Genomic DNA, 19857 nt, shown 5'->3' on the forward strand with positions numbered 1-19857 from the left:
CCATCGATATATCTACTATATAAGCAGAAAACCCAACCACCGGGCTTGTCCAACAACAGGATTAAGTCGCGGCTGCGCGCGACCTATCCTTGTTTATTAGGCTATATGGACTAGAATTTAAAACCTAAAGACAAAGACATATTTTTAACATCAAGGTCAGCCGAAACACCATTTGTTGATATATCCATTTTCGTTATTGTGTACTCTGCACCAATAAACATCTTTGAATTTATTTCATACTGAATGCCGACACCATAGTAGAAATCATTACCATCATCATCTGCTTTAAATGTTTGGCCAGGGAAAGACGAGTCTGTCTCTTTTAGTTCAGCGTCCCAGAAAGAAATACCTAACCGACCATTTAAAGAAACACCATTATCGAGAGGAATAATTCCTTTAACGCCTATATTTAATGCTGTAGTAGTTAATTTATCGTTAATTGTATCGCCAAAGCTATCAATGTAAGTATCATCAGCTTCGCCATAACTTTGATACGCTGCTTCTATTGCAAGATTTTCACTTAATGAGAAAGCTCCTCTAACGCCAAAAGAAAGGTCATCCCCTGATGCTGATTCACCACTAGCTGATATTTTTTGATCTGCTGTACCCAGTAAAATCTCACCGGAGAAATTATTTTCTGCCACAGCCGAGAAAGCTGTTGAGCCTAATATAACCCCTAAAATGATATTTTTCTTAAACATAATTGTCTTCCTTTTTCATATTACACCCTAGTTATATTCAAGCTGAAAGGCGGGCGTAAAAAGCCTAACGTTAAGTTCAGCGGCAGCTTTTAAGTTGTTTTTTTGTGGAATACTTTTGCGCAGCAAAACCACAAAAATGCGACTTAAAAGCTGTCCAGTGAAGCGAAGCGGAACGGTGCTGCAACGCATTGTTAAGTTTATAGTTGCGAAGCTTCGGTGCTCTTCTGTTTCTGATTCTCGGCTTGGCTTTCTTGATTGAATTTTTTCATGAGGTCATCACGAATATAGTTCATTGACATTTCAAAGCTCATATGAGGAGCGTCAAGTGTAATTTTTGTTGCACCATTTCTGTATGATGCAGATTTATTGCCAACAAAGGGGATGTTTTGATTTTCTAATGTGTACTTTTTGCCCAGTGTGCCATGAAGATATTCGAATTTTGATTTTGGCAATGTGGTTAGTACGGCCAAAAGCTTTCCGTCAGTTCCGAATATAGCCGTAACGTCTTGTAGGCCTTCAAAATTTATAGCGCTAACAGGAACTGAATACATGTTTCCATTGCTATATTTGTTCGTGCCAGAGCGTGTTGCGTTGTACATGGTTTTGAACTGTTCTTCCGTAGTTTTTCCTAGCTCCATGCCGAAAATGACGGGATCTGCAAAAACAGCAGAACTCAGTAAAGATAAAGCAAGGGCGATTCCCTTTTTCATTGGCTAATACTCCTATGGTGGTTGGTTTCTAACTTAACGCGAAGCACACGGGCGACAAAAACGCGTCAGCGAGTTTGGCGTCCCAGCGACCGCAGGGAGCGAGTGCTGCGCCTTGTTATGTGTTTGATATAGCATTGTATTTTTTAATGACGTAAAAAACCATAGCAATATTAACAGTACCCATGATTGCCAGAAGCTTAACTAAAATGCCAATTTCTGGTGCGTGAGCATACATAAAACCTATTGCAAAAAATGACAAAGCAACGAAGCAAAATGCCAAAACAACCAGAATTTTGAAATCCGATTTAGCATTCCGCGACTTAACCACATTTAAGACGTTTGACATTAAACGAGTACCTCTGAAAACACATAACGCAAAGCACACGGGCGACAAGCCGCGCAGCGGTTTGATGTCACAGCGACCAACGGGAGCGAGTGATGCGCCTTGTTATTAGTTGCTATGCTGATTAGCATTTTGTTTAGCTTTACTCTGAATTTTTTTAACAAAAAGCACTACCGCTAAAGCTAGCAATACAGCAAGAAAAAAACTAACCAACGTATTACCAAACACCCACCTAAAAAAGATACCTGAAGGAGCCAAAAAAAAAGCAGACCAAAGCCATGGATTAATTTTTTGCATATTATCTAGAGCACCTCATAACAACTTATTAGTTTGGAATATCCACGCTTTCACGCAGTGTAAATTCCATTCTATCTTTTGTAAAAAAAATACATTATCTAATAACCATCGGTAAATCAACAAATTTTTGTAAGTTGTATAGGAACAGCGTGGGGAAAGCGTGGTTTGGGCTTGCGATTTACATGTTTACAATAAATTCATCAACTGCTGTGTATTTATACATGTCAATTTATTTTAGGGGTATTGCTTATTCCATCGTTTTTTACAGCACGTTACTGAATTTAGGTTTGCACGTCGTTATATAACGCAAACGGTTAAGGCTTTTGAAGCTTGCTGGCAAAACATTGAAATACCCATTAGTTATTTCTACTAAAAATTAGCCAATATGTTATTTAGCAAAAACACTAAATTTATAAACCATTGTTTATATTCAATATAAAGCTGGCCTGTTTTCTGCTTACTAAGCAGTACCGTTAATAAAGGAAGCAGAAAATGAGCGTGTTCAGGTTATTATTTAATATTTTATGGTTTGTGCTGGGGGGCTTTGTAATGGGCCTGCTATGGTGGCTGGTGGGTTTGCTATGCTTTATTAGCATTATTGGCATTCCTTTTAGCCGCAGTTGCTTTGTTATTGGTGAAATGGCGTTCTGGCCCTTTGGCCAAGATGCGGTAAACCGGCGTTATATAAACCGCTATGATGATATTGGTACTGGCAGTTTAGGTATTATCGGCAATATTGTCTGGTTTTTGCTATTTGGTATCTGGCTGGCAATAGGCCACCTGGGCCATGCGCTACTCTGTTTTATTAGTATTATTGGTATTCCGTTTGGTATTCAACACCTGAAACTGGCAGTGTTAAGCTTGGCACCCGTAGGTAAAACCGTGGTGGCACGCGGCATTATTTAACCCGTGCCACCCGCCATTAACCCGTTACGCATTAGGTTAATGCGGTTGGCACACGGGTCGCCGGCGTATTAACAGCAATGCCACTAACAACATAGCAAGCGACATGCTGCCACCCGATGATTCTGCCACTGCTGCTGGCGGCGGCAATGCGATGGCTACTACGGTAAGAGTAATACTAGCACTTGCCGCGGCGCCTCTGGCGTCGGTAGCGGTTACGCTAAGCACTAATTGGCTATTAGTGGCCGGTGCAACCAGGCTAACCACCGCACTATTGGCATTTTGCAGGCTAACCGTTGGCCCACTAACCTGTTGCCACTGGTAGCTAATAGCATCGCCCTGCTGATCGCTGGCCTGTGCATTAAGCGTAACACTTTGGCCGGCGTTAACTTGGCGGTTTTCACCAATGCTTACTGTGGGTGCGGTATTGGCATCATTGTCCAAAATATTCAGTGTTAGCGTTGTTATTTCGCCAAGTTCACTGCCCGCCACGCTAAATAAACGCAGCACGGCGGTTTCGTCAGCTTCCACCAGCTCATCGTCAATAATCTGCACTATAATTTGTCGCTCGCTGCTATCGCCGGCAGCCCAACTTAGCTCGCCATTGGCAGCCACCATATCGACATCAACAGTAGCGCTGCCACTGTCTAATGCGTAACCCACAGTAATGGCACCATCACTGCCGCCCAACCGGCGCACGGTTGCCGCAATGCTGGTGTTCGCCTCTACTACCGACAACGATGAGTCGACCAGAGTTACTATACCGGCCCTGGCAGGGTCTTCGCCAAACTTCAGCCGTAAATAGGACGGGCTGGCCAGACTGACGCCATTGGCCGGATTAAACAAGCGGATAAATAACTCGCGCTGCGCCGCTAACCCGCGGTCAAGGGTGGTAATACTCACGGTTTTGCTGCTGCTATCGCCAGCTGCCCAGCTTAAACGGCCGCTACTGTTTTGATAATCCAGCCCTGGCTCGGCCCGCCCGGCCAGTATTTCGTAACCGACACTGACCGCGGTGTTGCCGCCTAAGCGCTGTACTTGCAGCTGTGCAGTGTCCCCGGCGCTAACATTCAGCTCGCGCTGACTAAATGCCAGCGCTCCGGCTTGGCTATTAATGGTGTTTTCTTTAAACAAATACAGGCCACTGTTAATGTCACTGCCCAAAATTAAGCCTGATGGTAAATACGGATACACCCCCCACATGCCGTTAAACGCAGCACTGTCAGACGCCGGAAAGGTATCAAAAAACCCGGCCTGTACTGGTGCAGCCGGGTCTGTAATATCTAAAATGGTTAAACCACGTTGATAATTCGACATATAGTAACGATTACCGCGCACAAAGCCGTTATGATCAATAGCCCGGGTTGGCCCGCTATACGTCGCGGCCAGATTACTGGCACCGCTAATATCCCACAGCTTAATATTTTGTTCGTTAAAATCAAATAACACCTGACACTCAGGCCGATCGCATTGGTTTAGTGCCCGCAGATCAGTCACTAGCATTGAGGCCATATCATGGCTGTAGTTGCTGCGGCTGGCGCCAGTTTGTAACCAGTTAGCCGATAGTTGTAACGGGTTAGCCAGGCTGTAACTAGACACCGCACCACCTTGCGCCGGTTGGCCGGCAATATGTGCGGCTTTAATTTTACCCAGGCCACCAGCCACAGTAAGCAACCTTTAGATTTACGACCGTTTAATAACACCGGTTTATACTTTACGTCCTCGAGCGCCACGGCTCTTCCAGGTTACCCGCAGCATGATCGCGGCTTGGCAGAACTTAGCATGAACCCTGCCGATGATGGCCGCTTCCGGGCGCCAACCCTGCGTAATATTGCACTTACCGCGCCCTATATGCACGATGGCAGCCTGGCGACGCTGGAGCAAGTCGTCGACTTTTATGCCGCAGGCGGCAGAATCATTAACGAAGGGGATTATGCCGGCGATGGCAGGCTGCACCCAACAAAAAGCCAGTTTATTCGTGGATTTAGTTTAACCCCCAGTGAACGGACCGCTGTCCTGGCTTTTTTAAACGGGCTTACCGACCAACAATTTATTACCAACCCCGCGCACAGCGATCCCTGGCCAATACTACAACCGTAATTTCGCTGACCATTGCTTACCTTAACGGAACGGTTAAGTGCTTAGCATAAAAAAACCGGCCTGTTACCAGACCGGTTTTTAGCGTTAAAGACGTTGCATAAAGCATCATCCTCAGATTATGACGCTTAGTAGTTTTTAGCGACCGTAAGCTGGTTGTCAACGCGCTTAACATCGTTGGTTTTCTTGGCAATAGCTTCGGCTAAATCTTTCTCAGAATCAGAGTTTACTTCGCCTTTCAGCATTACCACACCATCTTTTACTTCTACATCAATGTTGGTACCGCTGGTTTCAGATTCGAACAATAAACGTGTTTTAACTACAGTAGCTACCTTGGCGTCTGTTAGCCCACTGCCCTTATTGTCGTAATCTTTTTTAACGCGTCTGCGCTCGTTGGCCACAACGGTTAGCTTGTTATCAACCGATTTGACGCCATCCAAGTTTTCTATCAATTCACCAGCAAGTGCTTTATCGACTTCGCTGCCCACCTTACCAGTTAAAATCACCTTACCGTTTTTCACATCAGTTTCAATGTCGAATGAATTAAGGTTACCATTTAGCAGCAAAGTGGTTTCGGCTTTGCCATCTAACCAAGCATCATTAGCACCTTCTTTCCAATCATTGGCATTTACTGCTATAGAGGTACCTGCCAAGGCTACGGTAAGCATTACAGCGATAGTTGTGCGTTTCATATAGTCACTCCTTTGTTGTCAGACCTAATGTGAGACATACATAATGTTGCCAGTTTAATGCCAACTATTCTCAAACCACTAACGCATTGTAAAGTATAAGGTAATGCTTAAGCCGTTCATTTATTGTTAATTTTTCTACTGTACTTTTAACCTGGTTACAGGTAAAAATTTCATCTTTTATTACTCAGTAATAACAGAAAAATTTGATCGGCTATTATTTGTAGGCCCGCCGTTAAATTAGCCAATGCTTTGGCATTACCACGTTGAGTTAATTCGCGGCTAAGCCGTTTAAAAGCGCTAAGTTGGTGTCGAAGTTGCTGAGGTAGTTCTGCCATCCCGGTACGGTTTAGTTGCTTAAGCTTAGCGTAAGAATAACGGTACCACTGGCAAATCTGGTTAATGTCCTTGTCGGTAACCACGCTGATATAATCAGTAGCGACACATTGCGCTGCTTGCTGATGCAGCTGCTCAAGCTCGAGAAAATAGCGACGAATATTATTGTTGTCTTCCAACGCTGCCGCCTGTTGATAAAAAGGCTTTGCCTGCTCACTAACGGCCAATACCAGACTTAAGATAGCCTGATCCCCGGCACAGTTTCTTATTATTCTCGGATTATAAGCCACCACTACAATGTCTCCTAAAATATCGGTCTACTACAATTCATATTCAATTCATGTACCAAGTATAAACTCATGTTTTTTAAAGGAAAATACTGGCAAGAAAACGCACTCTAGTCAAAAATGGTAAATTTTACTAATAGTCGTTGTTAATTTTACATTGCTATACTAGAGTAATCGTCAATTACAGGGAGTGACCGCATGAGCCAACCCAGGCTATTTATTCATCTGCGTGACGTGCAACTTGCAGAAAAACTATTACAATCACCGGTAATCAGACAATTTATTATTGTTAAAAGCAGTGATAGTTCCGCCTGGTCAGAACAATTACAACAACAACATTGCGATCTCGCCCTTATTGAATCAGACGACTGCGACAATGATGATTATCAGCGTTTGTTGCTGAGTAAGGTATTAACTGAAATTGATTTTATTTTCATCAGTAGTGGCAGCCAAAATGAATTACTTGATCAGTTAATGCGCCGGGGTGCTGGCTATCATTTTCGGGCCCCCCTGGATTTTCATTCCGTAATTGACACCCTGCAGGATTTTTATCAACAACTCAGCACCGAGCGCAAACAGGTTAAAGCTACCTGCAGTGAACTGGATCAGTTTGGTTCGTTAGTCGGTTCGGCCAAACCCATGCTAAAGCTGTATCGCACTATTCGTAAGGTAGCAATAACGGAAGCCAATGTGCTTATCACCGGAGAAAGTGGTGCCGGTAAAGAATTAGTTGCCAACACATTGCACCTGGCCAGTTTTCGTTCCGATAAACCTTTCGTTGCTATTAACTGTGGTGCATTAACCCCTGAACTTATTGACAGTGAATTATTTGGTCATATCAAAGGGGCGTTTACCGGCGCTCACCGCGATCATCAGGGGGTATTTGCTCAGGCTGAAGGCGGTACTTTATTCCTGGATGAAATTACTGAAATGCCAATAGAGCAGCAAGTGAAATTGCTGCGAGTGCTGGAAAACGGCGAGTACCGGCCAGTTGGCAGCGATAAAACGTTTACGGCTAATGTTAGAATAGCGGCCGCCACCAACCGTGACCCAATGCAAGCGATTGCCGAAGATATGTTAAGGGAAGATTTATATTTTCGCCTGGCTCAATTTCCGATAGCCGTGCCGCCGCTGCGCGACCGGGCTGGGGATATTGTTGGCCTGGCGCAACATTTTTTGGCTTATCGTAATGTGCAGGAGCAACAGAGTAAGAAATTTTCAACTGAAGCGAAAAACCTGATAGCAAATCATGGCTGGCCCGGCAACGTCCGAGAATTAAAACATGCGGTTGAACGCGCCTATATTTTGGCCGACAACACCATTGAAGCAGAGCATTTGCTGCTTGATGAGCTTAACGCTGGCAGTGAGTTAACGACGATAGATATTCCAACGGGAATTCGCTTAGATGAATTAGAAAAAGCCGCTATTTTAACTACTTTAGCCAAAAATGGGGGTAATAAAACCGATACCGCACAACAATTGGGGGTAAGTGTAAAAACCCTTTATAACAAGCTGGAAAAATATCAATTAGATCGCTGAACGATAAAAAATGCCGGCTGTTGTAACAAAGACAGTAGCCGGCATCGTGTTACATCGGTTTAAACACCGCTACATTTTAGGTGATTTCCCTCTCATTGCCCCGGCTATTAACGAAATAACCAGTAACACTATAAAAATGAAGAAAATAATCTTAGCAATACCTGCAGCAGCGCCGGCGATACCACCAAAGCCCAACACACCTGCGATTAACGCAATAACTAAAAAGGTTAAGGCCCATCCTAACATTGTAGCTCCTTAGTGCCTGTTCGCACTTAACTTAAAATATGCAGTAAACACTTTGCGAATGTTATGCCAATAAATTAAAAAAATATATCGTTGTTTTATATGCATTTTTAAGACGAGCTTTTTCAATGGTAACTAAACTCTGGCAATAACCAGCAAATTTTACTGACTACCGGGTAACTTTTTCCTGACCATTATTCATGCTCTGGCGACTGACTATCAGCGTTAAGCAGCAATAGCCAGTATGAAAGCAGGCCCAGATGAAAAGCAATGATTTTCAAACACACTAATAATGGTATGGCGATCAACACGCCGACCACTCCCCAGATCCAGCCCCAGATAAACATCCAAATGACCACCAGCAGTGGGTTCATATTAAACCGCTTGCCTAACACCGTTGGTGTCACCAGTTGCGACTCAATAATATTAAGTAGTAAAAACGCGGCGGGGATCAGGAGCATTTTTCCAAGCGTGTCATATTCTATAAAACCCACCGCCATTAATAGTAGCGTTAGCACAAAAGGCCCCAGGTAAGGTGCAAAGTTTAAAATGGTTGCCAGCACTCCCCATAACACCGGATCGGCCACTCCTAGCAGGCTCATCACACCAAATGTCGCCACACCCAGCATGACATTAATAAGGGTAATCACTAATACATAGCGGGAAATATCTTTTTCAATCATATGATACATTCTGACCAACTGCTTTTTTTCGTTAAGCGATGAACGAGCCCGCATAACATTGCGCAACAAGGTGCCGCCAAATACTAAAAAGAAATAGGTCAGTATAATCACTGTTACCAGTTGAAACAGTGCCATGGCAGTAGTTTGCGCCAGGATCGACAACAAAGGTAGCAACCCTGAGCCCATTGCTGACGTCAACGAATTTTGTTCATCGGCGTTGTCAGGTAATACCACATTTTTTAAAGAATCGAGTGAGGCAGCCACATCATCAACTTGTAATGCTAACTTGTTTCCTAATAATGGCAGGCGCTCCAGCCATTCGGCTGCCGGGTTGTAAAGTAAACTAAACCCGTAGCCTGTTACTAACATCAATATAAGAATTATCGCTAAGGCCGCAAGCGGTTTCGGTAGTTTGATGCGGATTAAAAAGCGCAATGCCGGGCTGGCAAACAGCGCAATAAAAGCGGCCACTATGATGGGTAATATTAAGCTGCGGGAAAAATAAAAGGTGTAGGTTAGTGCCAGTAACGTCAGTATTTTTAGAGCAAGCTCGGTACTATAGCGATAACCCGTTAAGGTTGATGTTGTTGAAGATGAAGGGTCGGTTGTAGGCATAATGGTGAGACTATTATCCGGTCTACAATAATTGCTTGAGCCAGTGCAACGCACCAGATGCACGCAGCATTTTAATCGCCGAGTGGTGGCGAAGTGGCATTAGCATGCCTGCGGTAAAGCTTATCGCTAAGCCAGGTGCAGAACTCAAGAACCGCTTGGTCCGCTGCTGCAGTAACCACAGGTAGGCGCATCGCAACCGCTGATCCTGATGATAGCTTTCTGTACACTGTTGTAATCTTAGCTGGTGTTTTTTAATCAGCAGATCGATTAACATTGTCAGCTCCTGCTGGTTGTACCGAAAAACGAAAGAGTCCCTTTACTTGTGCCAAGGTATGCTTAAAACCTACTTGCTTTAGTAGATAACGAACATTTCGCCAGCACCAGTATAATGCCCCTAGCTGCAAAATAAATAGCAATGCAGCCGTAATCGGCACGGACTCAGTAGCCTGCCATAGCAAATAGCCGGCAAACACCAATAGTGAGCCCCAAAACACAATTACTCCAGCGCCTAACGCCAACAGTAAGGCCGAGGCGACAATTAGGCTGCGCCGCGACAGCGCCATTTCGGCTTGAGCCGTTTGTTTAGCCTGCTGTGCTTGTTGTTGATAATGCTCAACGCTAAGGCTTAGCAACGCGGCTATTTCGGTTAACTGAGCAAATACTTTCTCTGGTAATGGCTCAGTGGCCGTCTGCTGCGACTCAGGATCTGGCATTTGCCCCATAACTAACGGTCGCGACGCAACAAGGCACTTACCACCATGCCAGCAGCAAAGGCGATGCCTGCCGCTGCTAATGGATTTTCCTGAGCAAATTGCTTGCTGCGCTCATACGAGCTTTGCATTTGCATTTTTAATTCTGCCTGTTTCTGATCAATAGTCGCTTTCGAATCAGCGGCAGTTCTGCGCAGCATGTCTTCGGCGGTTGCCGCTTTGTCAGCCATAGCATCCACCGCGTGATGTGCTGCTTCTGAAGCTCTTTCGGTAACCGGTGAATTAGTTAACGGATCTTCGGTCGGGTTGCTTGCTTTATTTGCTTGAGTTGTTGCCATGATAAACCTCCTGCTTGTTTAACGAAGACACAACTGTGCATACCGCACAGCCTGTATCAGTATGTATCTTGTTCATTACCTAGTGTATTTTGCAAAGCTTGTGCCAGAGCAAAGGCTAAATATAAATCAATATAAATCAGAAGCTTAATGGAGCACTATAGCACAGATGTGTCAGGTACTAGCAAATATAGTGTAGAAGTTACTTGCTCAGCGTAAACATTACCGAAGTATGCGGCTACAAAAAAGCCAGACCGAGGTCTGGCTTTTTTGCGTTAATCATACCCCTTACTTATCGTGGTGCAACCGCATATGCGGAAATAAGATCACGTCGCGAATAGACGCTGCGTCGGCTAACAACATGACTAAACGGTCAATACCAATGCCCTGGCCTGCGGTAGGTGGTAAGCCATGCTCTAATGCGGTAACAAAGTCTTCATCATAAAACATGGCTTCATCGTCACCGGCATCTTTTTGCGCTACCTGCTCCCGAAAACGTTCAGCTTGATCTTCTGCATCGTTTAACTCGCTAAAGCCATTCCCCAGCTCACGGCCACCGATAAAAAACTCAAAACGGTCGGTAATGGTCGGGTTATGGTCGTTACGTCTTGCTAATGGCGACACTTCTGCCGGATAATCGGTAATAAATGTGGGATGCCGCAATTTGGTTTCAACCAACTCGTCAAACACTTCCATTAAAATACGGCCATGGCCATAGTTGGCTTTTACCTGAATACCCAGGCTTTTTGCCAACTCCGCTACCGCTTCACGCGTAGCTAGCTGTACTTGGGTTAAGCTTGGATTATAGTGCAAAATAGATTCCGTTACCGACATTCGCGCAAACGGCTTACCAAAGTCGAATATTTCACCCTGATACGGCACCTCGGTGCTACCAAGCACGTCTAGCGCTAAACCGCGGAATAACGTTTCAGTTAAGTCCATTAAATCGTTGTAGTCTGCATAAGCCCAGTAAAACTCTAACATGGTAAATTCCGGGTTGTGGCGGGTAGAAACGCCTTCATTACGGAAATTACGGTTCAGTTCAAATACTTTCTCAAACCCCCCCACCACCAGCCGCTTTAAATACAACTCGGGGGCAATACGCAAAAACATTTGCATATCAAGCGCGTTATGATGCGTTTCAAATGGCCGGGCCGACGCGCCGCCAGGAATGGCCTGTAACATGGGTGTTTCTACTTCTAAGAAACCGTGATCATTAAAGAAACGGCGAATATACGCCACTGTTTTGCTACGTATTAAAAAAGTTTTACGTGATTGTTCATTCGACAGCAGGTCCAAGTAACGCTGGCGGTAACGCGCTTCGTTATCGGTTAAGCCATGAAATTTATCAGGCAGTGGCCGCAGTGCCTTGGTTAGCAGACGTATGTCGCTCAGCCATACCGTTAATTCGCCGGTCTGGGTTTTAAACAAATGGCCGGTGGCACCCACAATATCGCCTAAGTCCCATTTTTTGAACTGATCGTTATAAAGGCCTTCTGCCAAGCTATCACGCGCCACATACAACTGAATTTTACCGCCCATATCAGCAATAGTGGTAAAACTGGCTTTACCCATAATGCGCCGGGTAATAATACGGCCACCCAGGCTAACGGTAATATTCTCGGCTTCCAGCTGCTCTTTCGTTAGATGATCATATTTGGCAATAAGATCACTGGAAATACTGTCCCGGCGAAAATCATTAGGGAACATAAAACCGCCTGCACGCAACGTTGCTAACTTATGTTTTCGCTCAGTAATCAGTTTGTTAACATCCTGAATGTCGTCATGTGGGTTATGCTGTTCAGCCATTTTTGATTCCTGAGTCATGTGAGTATTAGCGTTTACAATCTTATAAACCGGCTTTTAAGCTGGCTTCTATAAATTTATCGAGGTTACCGTCAAGCACTGCCTGAGTATTCCGGGTTTCAACACCGGTACGCAAATCTTTAATGCGCGAGTCATCCAGCACATATGAGCGAATTTGACTGCCCCAGCCGATGTCCGATTTGGTATCTTCCAGTGCTTGCTTTTCAGCATTTTGCTTTTGCAGTTCAAACTCATATAATTTAGCGCGCAATTGCTTGTAAGCATTATCGCGGTTTTTATGTTGCGAGCGGTCATTTTGACATTGCACCACAATATTGGTCGGTAAGTGGGTGATCCGCACTGCCGAATCGGTTCGGTTAACGTGCTGGCCGCCTGCGCCTGACGCCCGATAAGTGTCAATTCGTAAGTCAGCTGGGTTAATCTCAATTTCAATGTCGTCATCAATCTCCGGGGCTACAAACACCGAAGCAAAAGACGTATGGCGCCTACTGCCAGAGTCGAACGGGCTTTTGCGCACTAAACGGTGAACACCGGTTTCGGTGCGCAGCCAACCGTAGGCATAATCGCCGCTAAACTTAATGGTACAGCCTTTAATGCCGGCCACGTCACCATCGGTTACTTCGTACAGCTCAGGTTTAAAACCTTTATCGTCACCCCAACGCAAGTACATGCGCATTAGCATACTGGCCCAGTCTTGTGCTTCAGTGCCGCCGGAGCCCGCCTGAATATCTAAATAACAGTTATTTTCATCGTTATTACCCGAAAACATCCGCCGAAACTCTAACAGCGCCAACTGTTTTTCTAAATCGGCTAATTCAGTTTTGGCTTCTTCAAAGGTTTGTTCGTCTTCAGCTTCTACCGCCAGTTCCAGTAATCCGGCGACATCTTCCAACCCTTGGTCAAGGTTGTCGATAGTACCTACAATCTGTTGCAGAGTAGAGCGTTCTTTGCCAAGTGCCTGCGCCTTTTCTGGCTTATTCCAAACGTTAGGGTCTTCCAGTTCACGGGTAACTTCTTCTAAGCGCTCTTTTTGGCCATCATAGTCAAAGATACCCCCGAAGCACATTGGTGCGTTCAGTCAGATCTTTAATGCTGTTGTTAAGCGGATTCACTTCAAACATGGGTTGCCTTAGGCCTAAAACAATCGAAAAATTGCTGCGGATTATAGCAAAGATATAGCTGGCAGTGCAGCCATCTGTAGATGATTTTTTTATTAACAGCCTGCTGCTAGCAGCAGGCTGTTAATTTACCGCTGTCATATAACGCACAATCAGCTGCAAGTTTTGCTGATCGCGATACTCATTAATATCCAGCTGGTAAGCAAGCCGGACTTTTTTAACATTCACATCAGGCCAGGTTTTGTTATCAGCATTAAACCAAATAGCGTCGATTAATAACCCAGAAGGCCCCTGTAACATCAGTTTAAGATGACGCTCCGCTAACATTTTTTGGCTAACGAGCGTAAATTCACCATCAAATACTGGCTCAGGAAAGGCCTGCCCCCAAGGGCCGGCATTTTGCAGCAACTGAGCAAAGCCGATATCAAAACAGTCCGCCGCCAGTTCCCCATCGCTATACACCACGGCGGTCAGTTGTTCGGCGCTTAAATGCTTTTTAACTGTGAGGCTTAACGCCAACTGAAAAGTATCCAGCCGATCGGCGGCTATAGTCAGACCAGCCGCCATGGCATGACCACCAAACTTTTTAATCAGGCCGGGGTACTGGCTGGAAATTTCTTCTAATAAGTCGCGAATATGCAACCCGGCAATCGAGCGGCACGAGCCTTTAAGCTCACCGTTGTCACCTTCTGCAAACACTATGGTCGGCCGGTGAAATTGCTCTTTAATACGGCCGGCTAAAATACCAATTACGCCCTGATGCCAATCACTGCGGTACAGGCACAGACATTCAGGCAAGCTGCTGCCATCAAACGACAATTTACTTAAAAAAGCTTGCGCTTCTAATTGCATGCTTTGTTCAATAGCCCGGCGCTCGACGTTTAAAGCATCAAGCTCTGCCGCGTACTGACGGGCCAACCCAAGCTCTGGTGCCAATAAACAGCTTATCCCCAGTGCCATATCGTCTAAACGACCTGCCGCATTTAAACGCGGCGCTAAAGAAAAACCGAAATCGCTGGCGGTAAGCTTTTCCGCCTGGCGGTTGGCTACATCAATTAGTGCCTGAATACCCGGCCGGCATTTGCCACTGCGAATACGCATTAAACCCTGGTGCACTAAAATTCGGTTATTGCTATCCAGCGGCACCACATCAGCGACGGTACCCAGCGCCACCAAATCCAGTAGTTCGGCAATATTGGGTTCAACCAAACCTTGCCCAACAAAATGCTGTTGTGAGCGTAACCCCGCGCGCAGCGCCATTAACAGATAAAACGCTACACCAACGCCCGCTAAGGCCTTACTCGGGAAAGCACAACCTGGCTGGTTAGGGTTAACAATGGCATCCGCATTTGGCAAGGTATTCCCGGCAAGGTGATGGTCGGTAACCAGCACCTTAACGCCGGCTTTTTTTGCCAATGCCACGCCTTCAATGGCAGAAATGCCATTATCAACGGTAATAATCAGCTCGGCACCCTGCGCAACCACTAATTCTGCCAGTTCTGGGGTCAGGCCATAACCATATTCAAAGCGATTAGGCACCATGTACTCAAGGTATTTAAAGCCAAACGCCTTTAACCCCGCCATTAGCACAGCAGTACTGGTAGCACCATCAGCGTCAAAATCGCCAACAATCACAATATGTTGTTGTTGCGTTAACGCTGTAATTAATAACTGAACTGCCTGGTCAATTCCTTTTAATGCGCTAAAAGGCAGTAAGTTGGCAGCGCCACGCTCTAATTCTGCCGCACTGCTGATACCCCGGTTTTGGTATAATCGGCGCAGCACTGGATGCAGGTGCTCTGCGATAACCTGCCCGGTTAGCGGCTCGCGCCGGCTGATCTGTTTTAACTGCACACTGGTTACCTGCTTGGTATTGCTAGCTGATGATATAGCCAAATGGCATAATCGATTGCATTAGCGTAATTAATTTGTTTCTAGCTGCTTTAATAAACCTGCAACCGGCTGATAGCCGGGAATAAGCCGGCCATTAGCCAGTACCAAAGCAGGCGTACCGTTAATACCAAAGGACTGCCCTAACTCATAATGCATTTTTACCGGATTATCACACATTGCCGGCGGGTTACGTTTGTTGTCTTTGGCTAAATCCATAGCTTTTTGCTGATTGCGTGAGCACCATAAGTGCTGCATATCTAAAGCCGTTTTACTGGTTAAGCCACCGCGGGGAAACGCCAGATAACGAAGGGTAATACCGGCATCATTATACTGCTTCATTTCATTGTGTAGCTTCTGACAATAGCCGCACGTTGGATCAGTAAAGGCATACACCACGTATTTTTCATCCGGGGCTTTATATTCAATGTAACTGCCGGCCACTGATGGTAGTTTTTGCTTAATGTAATTACGCATTTGTACATCGTTGACCAATTCACCCTGCTGCAGATCGTAAATATTGCCTTCAAGAAAAAACCGACCGTCACTGCTGGTAAAAAACAGCCCTCGCTGGGTAAATACCTGCAATAACCCCGGCATCGGACTATTAGCAACCGCATTAACTTGCAAGCCAAGTGGTGCCAGACTTTGGCTAATTTCAGCAAGCTCAGGGGCCTCGTTTTGTTGTTGCGCTGTAACACTAGCGCTTAAACCAAAACCTAACATGCCAAGGGTAAGGCCGACAGATAACCAGTTATTCATATACATTCCTAATTAGCGCTGCGCTATAACCAAATAGCTAACCGCGCGGGTGATGTTGTTGATGTAGCTGTTGCAAACGTGCTTGTGCTACATGGGTATAGATTTGCGTTGTGGATAAATCACTGTGGCCCAACAGCATTTGTACTACCCGTAAATCGGCACCATGGTTCAGTAAATGGGTGGCAAAGGCATGGCGCAGGGTATGCGGCGACAACTCGGCCTCAATTCCGGCTACTTTCGCATAAAACTTAATTCGGTGCCAGAAGGTTTGCCGGGTCATCTGGCTGCCTCGACTGCTGGCAAACACTAAGTTACTATCGGCATTCACTATATCTGCTCGTGCTTGCTGCAAATAGCGACTAAGCCAGTCTTGAGCTTCTTCTCCCATTGGCACCAGCCGCTCTTTACTGCCTTTACCCAGCACCCGTAATACGCCCTGATTAATACTAACCTGCTGCAAGGTAAGACTAATTAGCTCGGTTACCCGTAAGCCACAGGCGTACAGTAATTCCAGCATGGCTTTGTCACGAAACTGAATTAATTCATTACAGTCAGGGGCCTGCAATAGCGCATCCACATCCTGCTCTGACAGGGTTTTAGGTAAACTGCGGCCGATTTTTGGGTTAACCAGTTCAGTTACCGGGTTAACCGCACAGCGCCCCGTTTTATGATAATGCCGGTAAAAACGCCGCAGGCTGCTGAGCATTCTTGAGCTGCTACGCGGGCTGACTTGCTGCTGATAACGTGTAGCCAAAAACTGGTTTATCAGCTGGCTGTCAACGGCCAGCAACTGCTGCTGCTGTGCTGCCAAAAAACGGCCAAATAGGGTTAAGTCGCTGCCATAAGCACTTAATGTGTTAGGGCTGACGTCTTTTTCCAACCATAGCTGGTCAAGAAATTGCTGAATTAACGCATGCTCTGCAGGGTCGAGGGGCGCTGGTTGTTCTAGTTTAATCATGCTGAGCTTGGCTGTTATAATGCGTTTGTATTGGCTTATCTTAGCCGATTACCCTGTCCCGGCATAGTCGCGCTTGGGCTCTGCTATTAGCTTCTGTTACAATGCCGGCCTGAACCCGATGGCGAGACTCAGATGAAAATAGGCTTATTTTACGGCTCAACCACGTGCTACACCGAAATGGTAGCTGAAAAAATTCAGGCACTTATTGGTGCTGACATCGTCGACTTGCACAATATTAAACAGGTGCCGCTCAGTAAAATGGCTGACTACCCGTTGTTAATTTTAGGATTGTCGACCTGGGATTTTGGCGAAATTCAAGAAGATTGGGAAGCGCACTGGGATGATATTAGCCGTGTTGATTTAAGCGGTAAAACCATCGCTATTTATGGCATGGGTGATCAACTAGGCTATGCCGAATGGTTTATTGATGCGGTGGGTATGTTGCATGAGGCTATTGCGCCTAGTAACCCACAGCGCATTGGCTTTTGGCCTATCGACGGCTACGACTTTATTACCTCAAAAGCCTTAACTGCCGATGGCGAGCGCTTCTTCGGCCTGGCACTTGATGATGAAAACCAATACGAGCAAACCGATGAGCGGTTAAATATATGGGTAAGCCAGATTTTAACGGAAATGGCCGAGCAGTTATAACAGCAGTGACATAAACCAGCCTGCTTCGGCCAGCTGCCAGCCTGAGTAGCTAATTGTTTAAAAATTCAGATAAAAATCGCGCAGCAGTAGCCGGTATTGCTCGCTGTAACCGCCATTAGCATCATGAATAATAATTTGCTGTTGCTGCGAAGTACAAGGCTCTCGCTGCCATTGCATTAGGCGGCGCAGCGGCGCCTTGCCTTCACGGCTTAACACCAGGCAGCTGGCGCTGGCATACCAGCCCTGCGCTGTAGCCAGCGCACCAAAAGCGACAGCAGCGGTTTCAGGTAGAATAAGGGCGAAACTGCCACCTGGCGCTAATAGCGTTGCCACTTTATTTAACAATAATGGCAACGGCAAACTGGCCGAATGCCTGGCCCGGTTTCGCTGCGGATCATTACTTAGCAGTGCCTGCTCAAAAAAAGGCGGGTTAGACACGATTAAAGCGTAACGCTCTGCTGGCTGATAGGTTAGAATATCACCTTTTAGCAGCTGTAGGCGGCTAGCAAAGGGACTACGCTGAAAATTTTGCTCAGCTTGAGCAGCAGCATTGGTATCCAGCTCAATAGCATAAATAGAAGTGTTAGGGGCTCGTTGAGCCAGCATTAAGCTGATTAACCCACTGCCGGCACCAATATCTAATAAAACCTGACCATTAGCAGCAGTACTGGATGGTAAATTGGCCCAGGCGCCTAACAGTAAGCCATCGGTGCCGACTTTCATCGCACACTGATCATGGCTAACAAAAAATTGTTTACACTTAAAACCAGCTGACATCTTCACCTCTGCCATTAGTTTACTGGCTGCTGACCAGGTTTGTCATCTGAATACTGCCATTCTAAGGAACACCTTTATGAGCTTTGCCGATTTTCAATTCGACGACTCACTTAACCAGGCACTGGAGCAAGCCGGTTTTACTGAGCCAACCCTGATTCAGCAGCTGGCCATTCCACCGGCACTGGATGGTCGCGATGTACTGGCAAGTGCACCAACCGGCACCGGTAAAACGCTGGCCTTTGTGCTGCCAGCCATTCAATACCTATTAGACTTTCCGCGGCGCGACCCTGGCTTTGCCCGCGTTCTGGTGATGACCCCTACCCGCGAATTGGCTTTTCAGGTATTTGATGAGTTTAAACAGCTGGCACAATATACTAACCTGAATGTTGGAGTGATTACCGGCGGTATTAATTACGGCAGTCATAAAGACACTCTGGAAAAAAACAACGATATTCTGGTGGCTACTCCAGGGCGGCTTACCGAGTACTTAGACCAGGAAAGTTTTCAGGCGGATGAAGTAGAAGTACTTATTCTGGATGAAGCCGATCGGATGCTCGATATGGGGTTTATTGGTGAAATGAACCGGATAGTGCTGGAAGCGCGCCGTCGTCGCCAAACCTTTTTATTCTCAGCAACCTTAGAAGGGCTTTCACTGGAGCGCTTTGCAGCGCGCGCGTTGAAAGAGCCGTCAATGATTGAAGCGGTGCCCTCGCGCAAAGAAAAAGCCAAAATTTTGCAATGGCTGCATCTGGCAGATGACAACGTGCATAAGTTAGCGCTGTTAATTTATTTACTGAAACAGCAAGATGTCACCAAAACCATCGTTTTTGTGAAAACCCGCGAGCGGCTAGCCAGCTTAACCGGCCAACTGGAAAGTGCCGGTATTAAATGTTGCTGGTTGCAAGGTGAAATGCCGCAGGATAAACGCCTATTATCAGTGCAACGGTTTAGTCAGGGCCAGGTACCGGTGCTCATCGCCACAGACATAGCGGCCCGCGGTCTGGATATTGATGATATAAGCCACGTTATTAATTACGATATGCCGCACACCGCCGATACTTATATACATCGGATTGGCCGCACCGGGCGGGCGGGGAAAAAAGGCACCGCCATTTCATTGGTGGAAGCGCACGATATGGCGATGGTGGCCAAAGTAGAGCGTTATACCGAACAAAAGCTGAAACGGCGAGTGGTGGATAGCCTGCGGCCCAAGCATAAAGAAGCAAAAATAGGCACTAAGAAGAAAAAGCCCGGTAAACTCGCTGCAAAAAAGCTGGCAAAAAAAGCCACTAAAAAATAACGCCTACAACTCTTCTCTGCAGTAACACACTGGCGCTTTTTTGCGCCAGCACTACTGCATTTGCAGCAAAAGCATGCTATCAATAG

General features: G+C 46.0%; 22 protein-coding genes. 5 read left to right on the forward strand and 17 right to left on the reverse strand.

Annotated elements, in window-relative coordinates; translation table 11 throughout:
• Positions 1-110 precede the first annotated feature (110 nt).
• The 3 genes from VT06_RS14155 to VT06_RS14170 form a co-directional block, all read right to left on the reverse strand.
• Positions 111-701 carry a porin family protein gene (locus tag VT06_RS14155; protein ID WP_046554978.1) on the reverse strand — a complete coding sequence of 197 codons (591 nt, stop codon included), beginning with the start codon at positions 699-701 and terminating at the stop codon, positions 111-113.
• Between the two features lie 197 nt (positions 702-898).
• Positions 899-1411: a hypothetical protein gene (locus VT06_RS14160; RefSeq protein WP_046554979.1), complete on the reverse strand. Its 513-nt coding sequence runs from the start codon at positions 1409-1411 to the stop codon at positions 899-901.
• A gap of 451 nt (positions 1412-1862) precedes the next feature.
• The gene (locus VT06_RS14170; RefSeq protein WP_046554981.1) at positions 1863-2051 is read right to left on the reverse strand and encodes a hypothetical protein; all 189 of its coding nucleotides are present in this window, start codon (positions 2049-2051) and stop codon (positions 1863-1865) included.
• 492 nt (positions 2052-2543) lie between these two features.
• On the opposite strand from VT06_RS14170, the gene VT06_RS14175 reads away from it, so the two are divergent.
• On the forward strand, positions 2544-2957 hold the full coding sequence (locus VT06_RS14175; RefSeq protein WP_046554982.1) for a YccF domain-containing protein: 414 nt from the start codon (positions 2544-2546) through the stop codon (positions 2955-2957).
• 36 nt (positions 2958-2993) lie between these two features.
• On the opposite strand, the gene VT06_RS14180 is transcribed toward VT06_RS14175, so the two are convergent.
• Positions 2994-4619, reverse strand: coding sequence for a choice-of-anchor B family protein (locus tag VT06_RS14180; RefSeq protein WP_235357439.1), 1626 nt, complete (start codon positions 4617-4619; stop codon positions 2994-2996).
• Between VT06_RS14180 and VT06_RS14185 the strand changes: the two genes are divergently transcribed.
• Positions 4584-5054: a hypothetical protein gene (locus tag VT06_RS14185; protein WP_200897995.1), complete on the forward strand. Its 471-nt coding sequence runs from the start codon at positions 4584-4586 to the stop codon at positions 5052-5054. The two genes, VT06_RS14180 and VT06_RS14185, sit on opposite strands and share 36 nt — an antisense overlap.
• Before the next feature lie 125 nt (positions 5055-5179).
• On the opposite strand, the gene VT06_RS14190 is transcribed toward VT06_RS14185, so the two are convergent.
• Both VT06_RS14190 and VT06_RS14195 read right to left on the reverse strand, forming a co-directional pair.
• Entirely contained in the window at positions 5180-5743 is a 564-nt protein-coding gene (locus VT06_RS14190) for a BON domain-containing protein (RefSeq protein WP_046554983.1), read from the reverse strand.
• Positions 5744-5913: 170 nt separating this feature from the next.
• Entirely contained in the window at positions 5914-6369 is a 456-nt protein-coding gene (locus VT06_RS14195) for a hypothetical protein (protein WP_046554984.1), read from the reverse strand.
• Between the two features lie 192 nt (positions 6370-6561).
• Here VT06_RS14195 and VT06_RS14200 point away from each other — a divergent pair, with 192 nt between their 5' ends.
• The gene (locus tag VT06_RS14200) at positions 6562-7902 is read left to right on the forward strand and encodes a sigma-54-dependent Fis family transcriptional regulator (RefSeq protein ID WP_046554985.1); all 1341 of its coding nucleotides are present in this window, start codon (positions 6562-6564) and stop codon (positions 7900-7902) included.
• Positions 7903-7971: 69 nt separating this feature from the next.
• Here the strand turns inward: VT06_RS14200 and VT06_RS17850 are convergent, their stop codons facing one another.
• The 10 genes from VT06_RS17850 to xerD form a co-directional block, all read right to left on the reverse strand.
• A complete protein-coding gene (locus tag VT06_RS17850; RefSeq protein ID WP_046554986.1) occupies positions 7972-8148 on the reverse strand; it encodes a DUF1328 family protein in 177 nt (58 codons plus the stop codon).
• Positions 8149-8339: 191 nt separating this feature from the next.
• Positions 8340-9443, reverse strand: coding sequence for an AI-2E family transporter (locus tag VT06_RS14210; protein WP_082122544.1), 1104 nt, complete (start codon positions 9441-9443; stop codon positions 8340-8342).
• A 22-nt stretch (positions 9444-9465) separates the two neighbouring features.
• On the reverse strand, positions 9466-9717 hold the full coding sequence (locus tag VT06_RS14215; protein WP_046554987.1) for a hypothetical protein: 252 nt from the start codon (positions 9715-9717) through the stop codon (positions 9466-9468).
• A complete protein-coding gene (locus tag VT06_RS14220; protein ID WP_152659035.1) occupies positions 9695-10156 on the reverse strand; it encodes a hypothetical protein in 462 nt (153 codons plus the stop codon). Before VT06_RS14220 ends, VT06_RS14215 begins: the two co-directional genes overlap by 23 nt.
• Positions 10157-10167: 11 nt before the next feature.
• Complete coding sequence (locus VT06_RS14225) at positions 10168-10491, reverse strand: hypothetical protein (protein WP_046554989.1); 324 nt, start codon at positions 10489-10491, stop codon at positions 10168-10170.
• A gap of 285 nt (positions 10492-10776) precedes the next feature.
• Positions 10777-12297 (reverse strand): lysine--tRNA ligase, encoded by a 1521-nt coding sequence (lysS, locus tag VT06_RS14230; RefSeq protein WP_082122545.1) that lies wholly within the window; start codon positions 12295-12297, stop codon positions 10777-10779.
• Positions 12298-12337: 40 nt separating this feature from the next.
• Positions 12338-13436, reverse strand: a protein-coding gene (gene prfB, locus VT06_RS14235) for a peptide chain release factor 2 (RefSeq protein ID WP_152659036.1) whose coding sequence is annotated in 2 segments (ribosomal slippage) — positions 12338-13360 and positions 13362-13436 — 1098 coding nt in all. Because the reading frame shifts where the segments join, the coding sequence is not laid out codon by codon here.
• Between the two features lie 120 nt (positions 13437-13556).
• Positions 13557-15287 carry a single-stranded-DNA-specific exonuclease RecJ gene (gene recJ, locus VT06_RS14240; RefSeq protein WP_046555028.1) on the reverse strand — a complete coding sequence of 577 codons (1731 nt, stop codon included), beginning with the start codon at positions 15285-15287 and terminating at the stop codon, positions 13557-13559.
• 69 nt (positions 15288-15356) lie between these two features.
• The gene (gene dsbC / locus VT06_RS14245; RefSeq protein ID WP_046554992.1) at positions 15357-16085 is read right to left on the reverse strand and encodes a bifunctional protein-disulfide isomerase/oxidoreductase DsbC; all 729 of its coding nucleotides are present in this window, start codon (positions 16083-16085) and stop codon (positions 15357-15359) included.
• Positions 16086-16122: 37 nt separating this feature from the next.
• The gene (gene xerD, locus VT06_RS14250; RefSeq protein WP_046554993.1) at positions 16123-17043 is read right to left on the reverse strand and encodes a site-specific tyrosine recombinase XerD; all 921 of its coding nucleotides are present in this window, start codon (positions 17041-17043) and stop codon (positions 16123-16125) included.
• Positions 17044-17175: 132 nt separating this feature from the next.
• Between xerD and fldB the strand changes: the two genes are divergently transcribed.
• Positions 17176-17694, forward strand: a complete 519-nt coding sequence (gene fldB / locus VT06_RS14255; RefSeq protein WP_046554994.1) for a flavodoxin FldB — start codon at positions 17176-17178, stop codon at positions 17692-17694.
• 57 nt (positions 17695-17751) lie between these two features.
• Here fldB and VT06_RS14260 read toward each other — a convergent pair whose 3' ends face one another.
• Positions 17752-18471: a tRNA1(Val) (adenine(37)-N6)-methyltransferase gene (locus tag VT06_RS14260; protein ID WP_046554995.1), complete on the reverse strand. Its 720-nt coding sequence runs from the start codon at positions 18469-18471 to the stop codon at positions 17752-17754.
• A gap of 76 nt (positions 18472-18547) precedes the next feature.
• On the opposite strand from VT06_RS14260, the gene srmB reads away from it, so the two are divergent.
• Positions 18548-19771: an ATP-dependent RNA helicase SrmB gene (gene srmB, locus VT06_RS14265; protein ID WP_046554996.1), complete on the forward strand. Its 1224-nt coding sequence runs from the start codon at positions 18548-18550 to the stop codon at positions 19769-19771.
• The last annotated feature ends 86 nt before the right edge of the window (positions 19772-19857 follow it).

Source organism: Arsukibacterium sp. MJ3 (genome assembly GCF_000987765.1).
GTDB lineage: Bacteria > Pseudomonadota > Gammaproteobacteria > Enterobacterales > Alteromonadaceae > Alishewanella.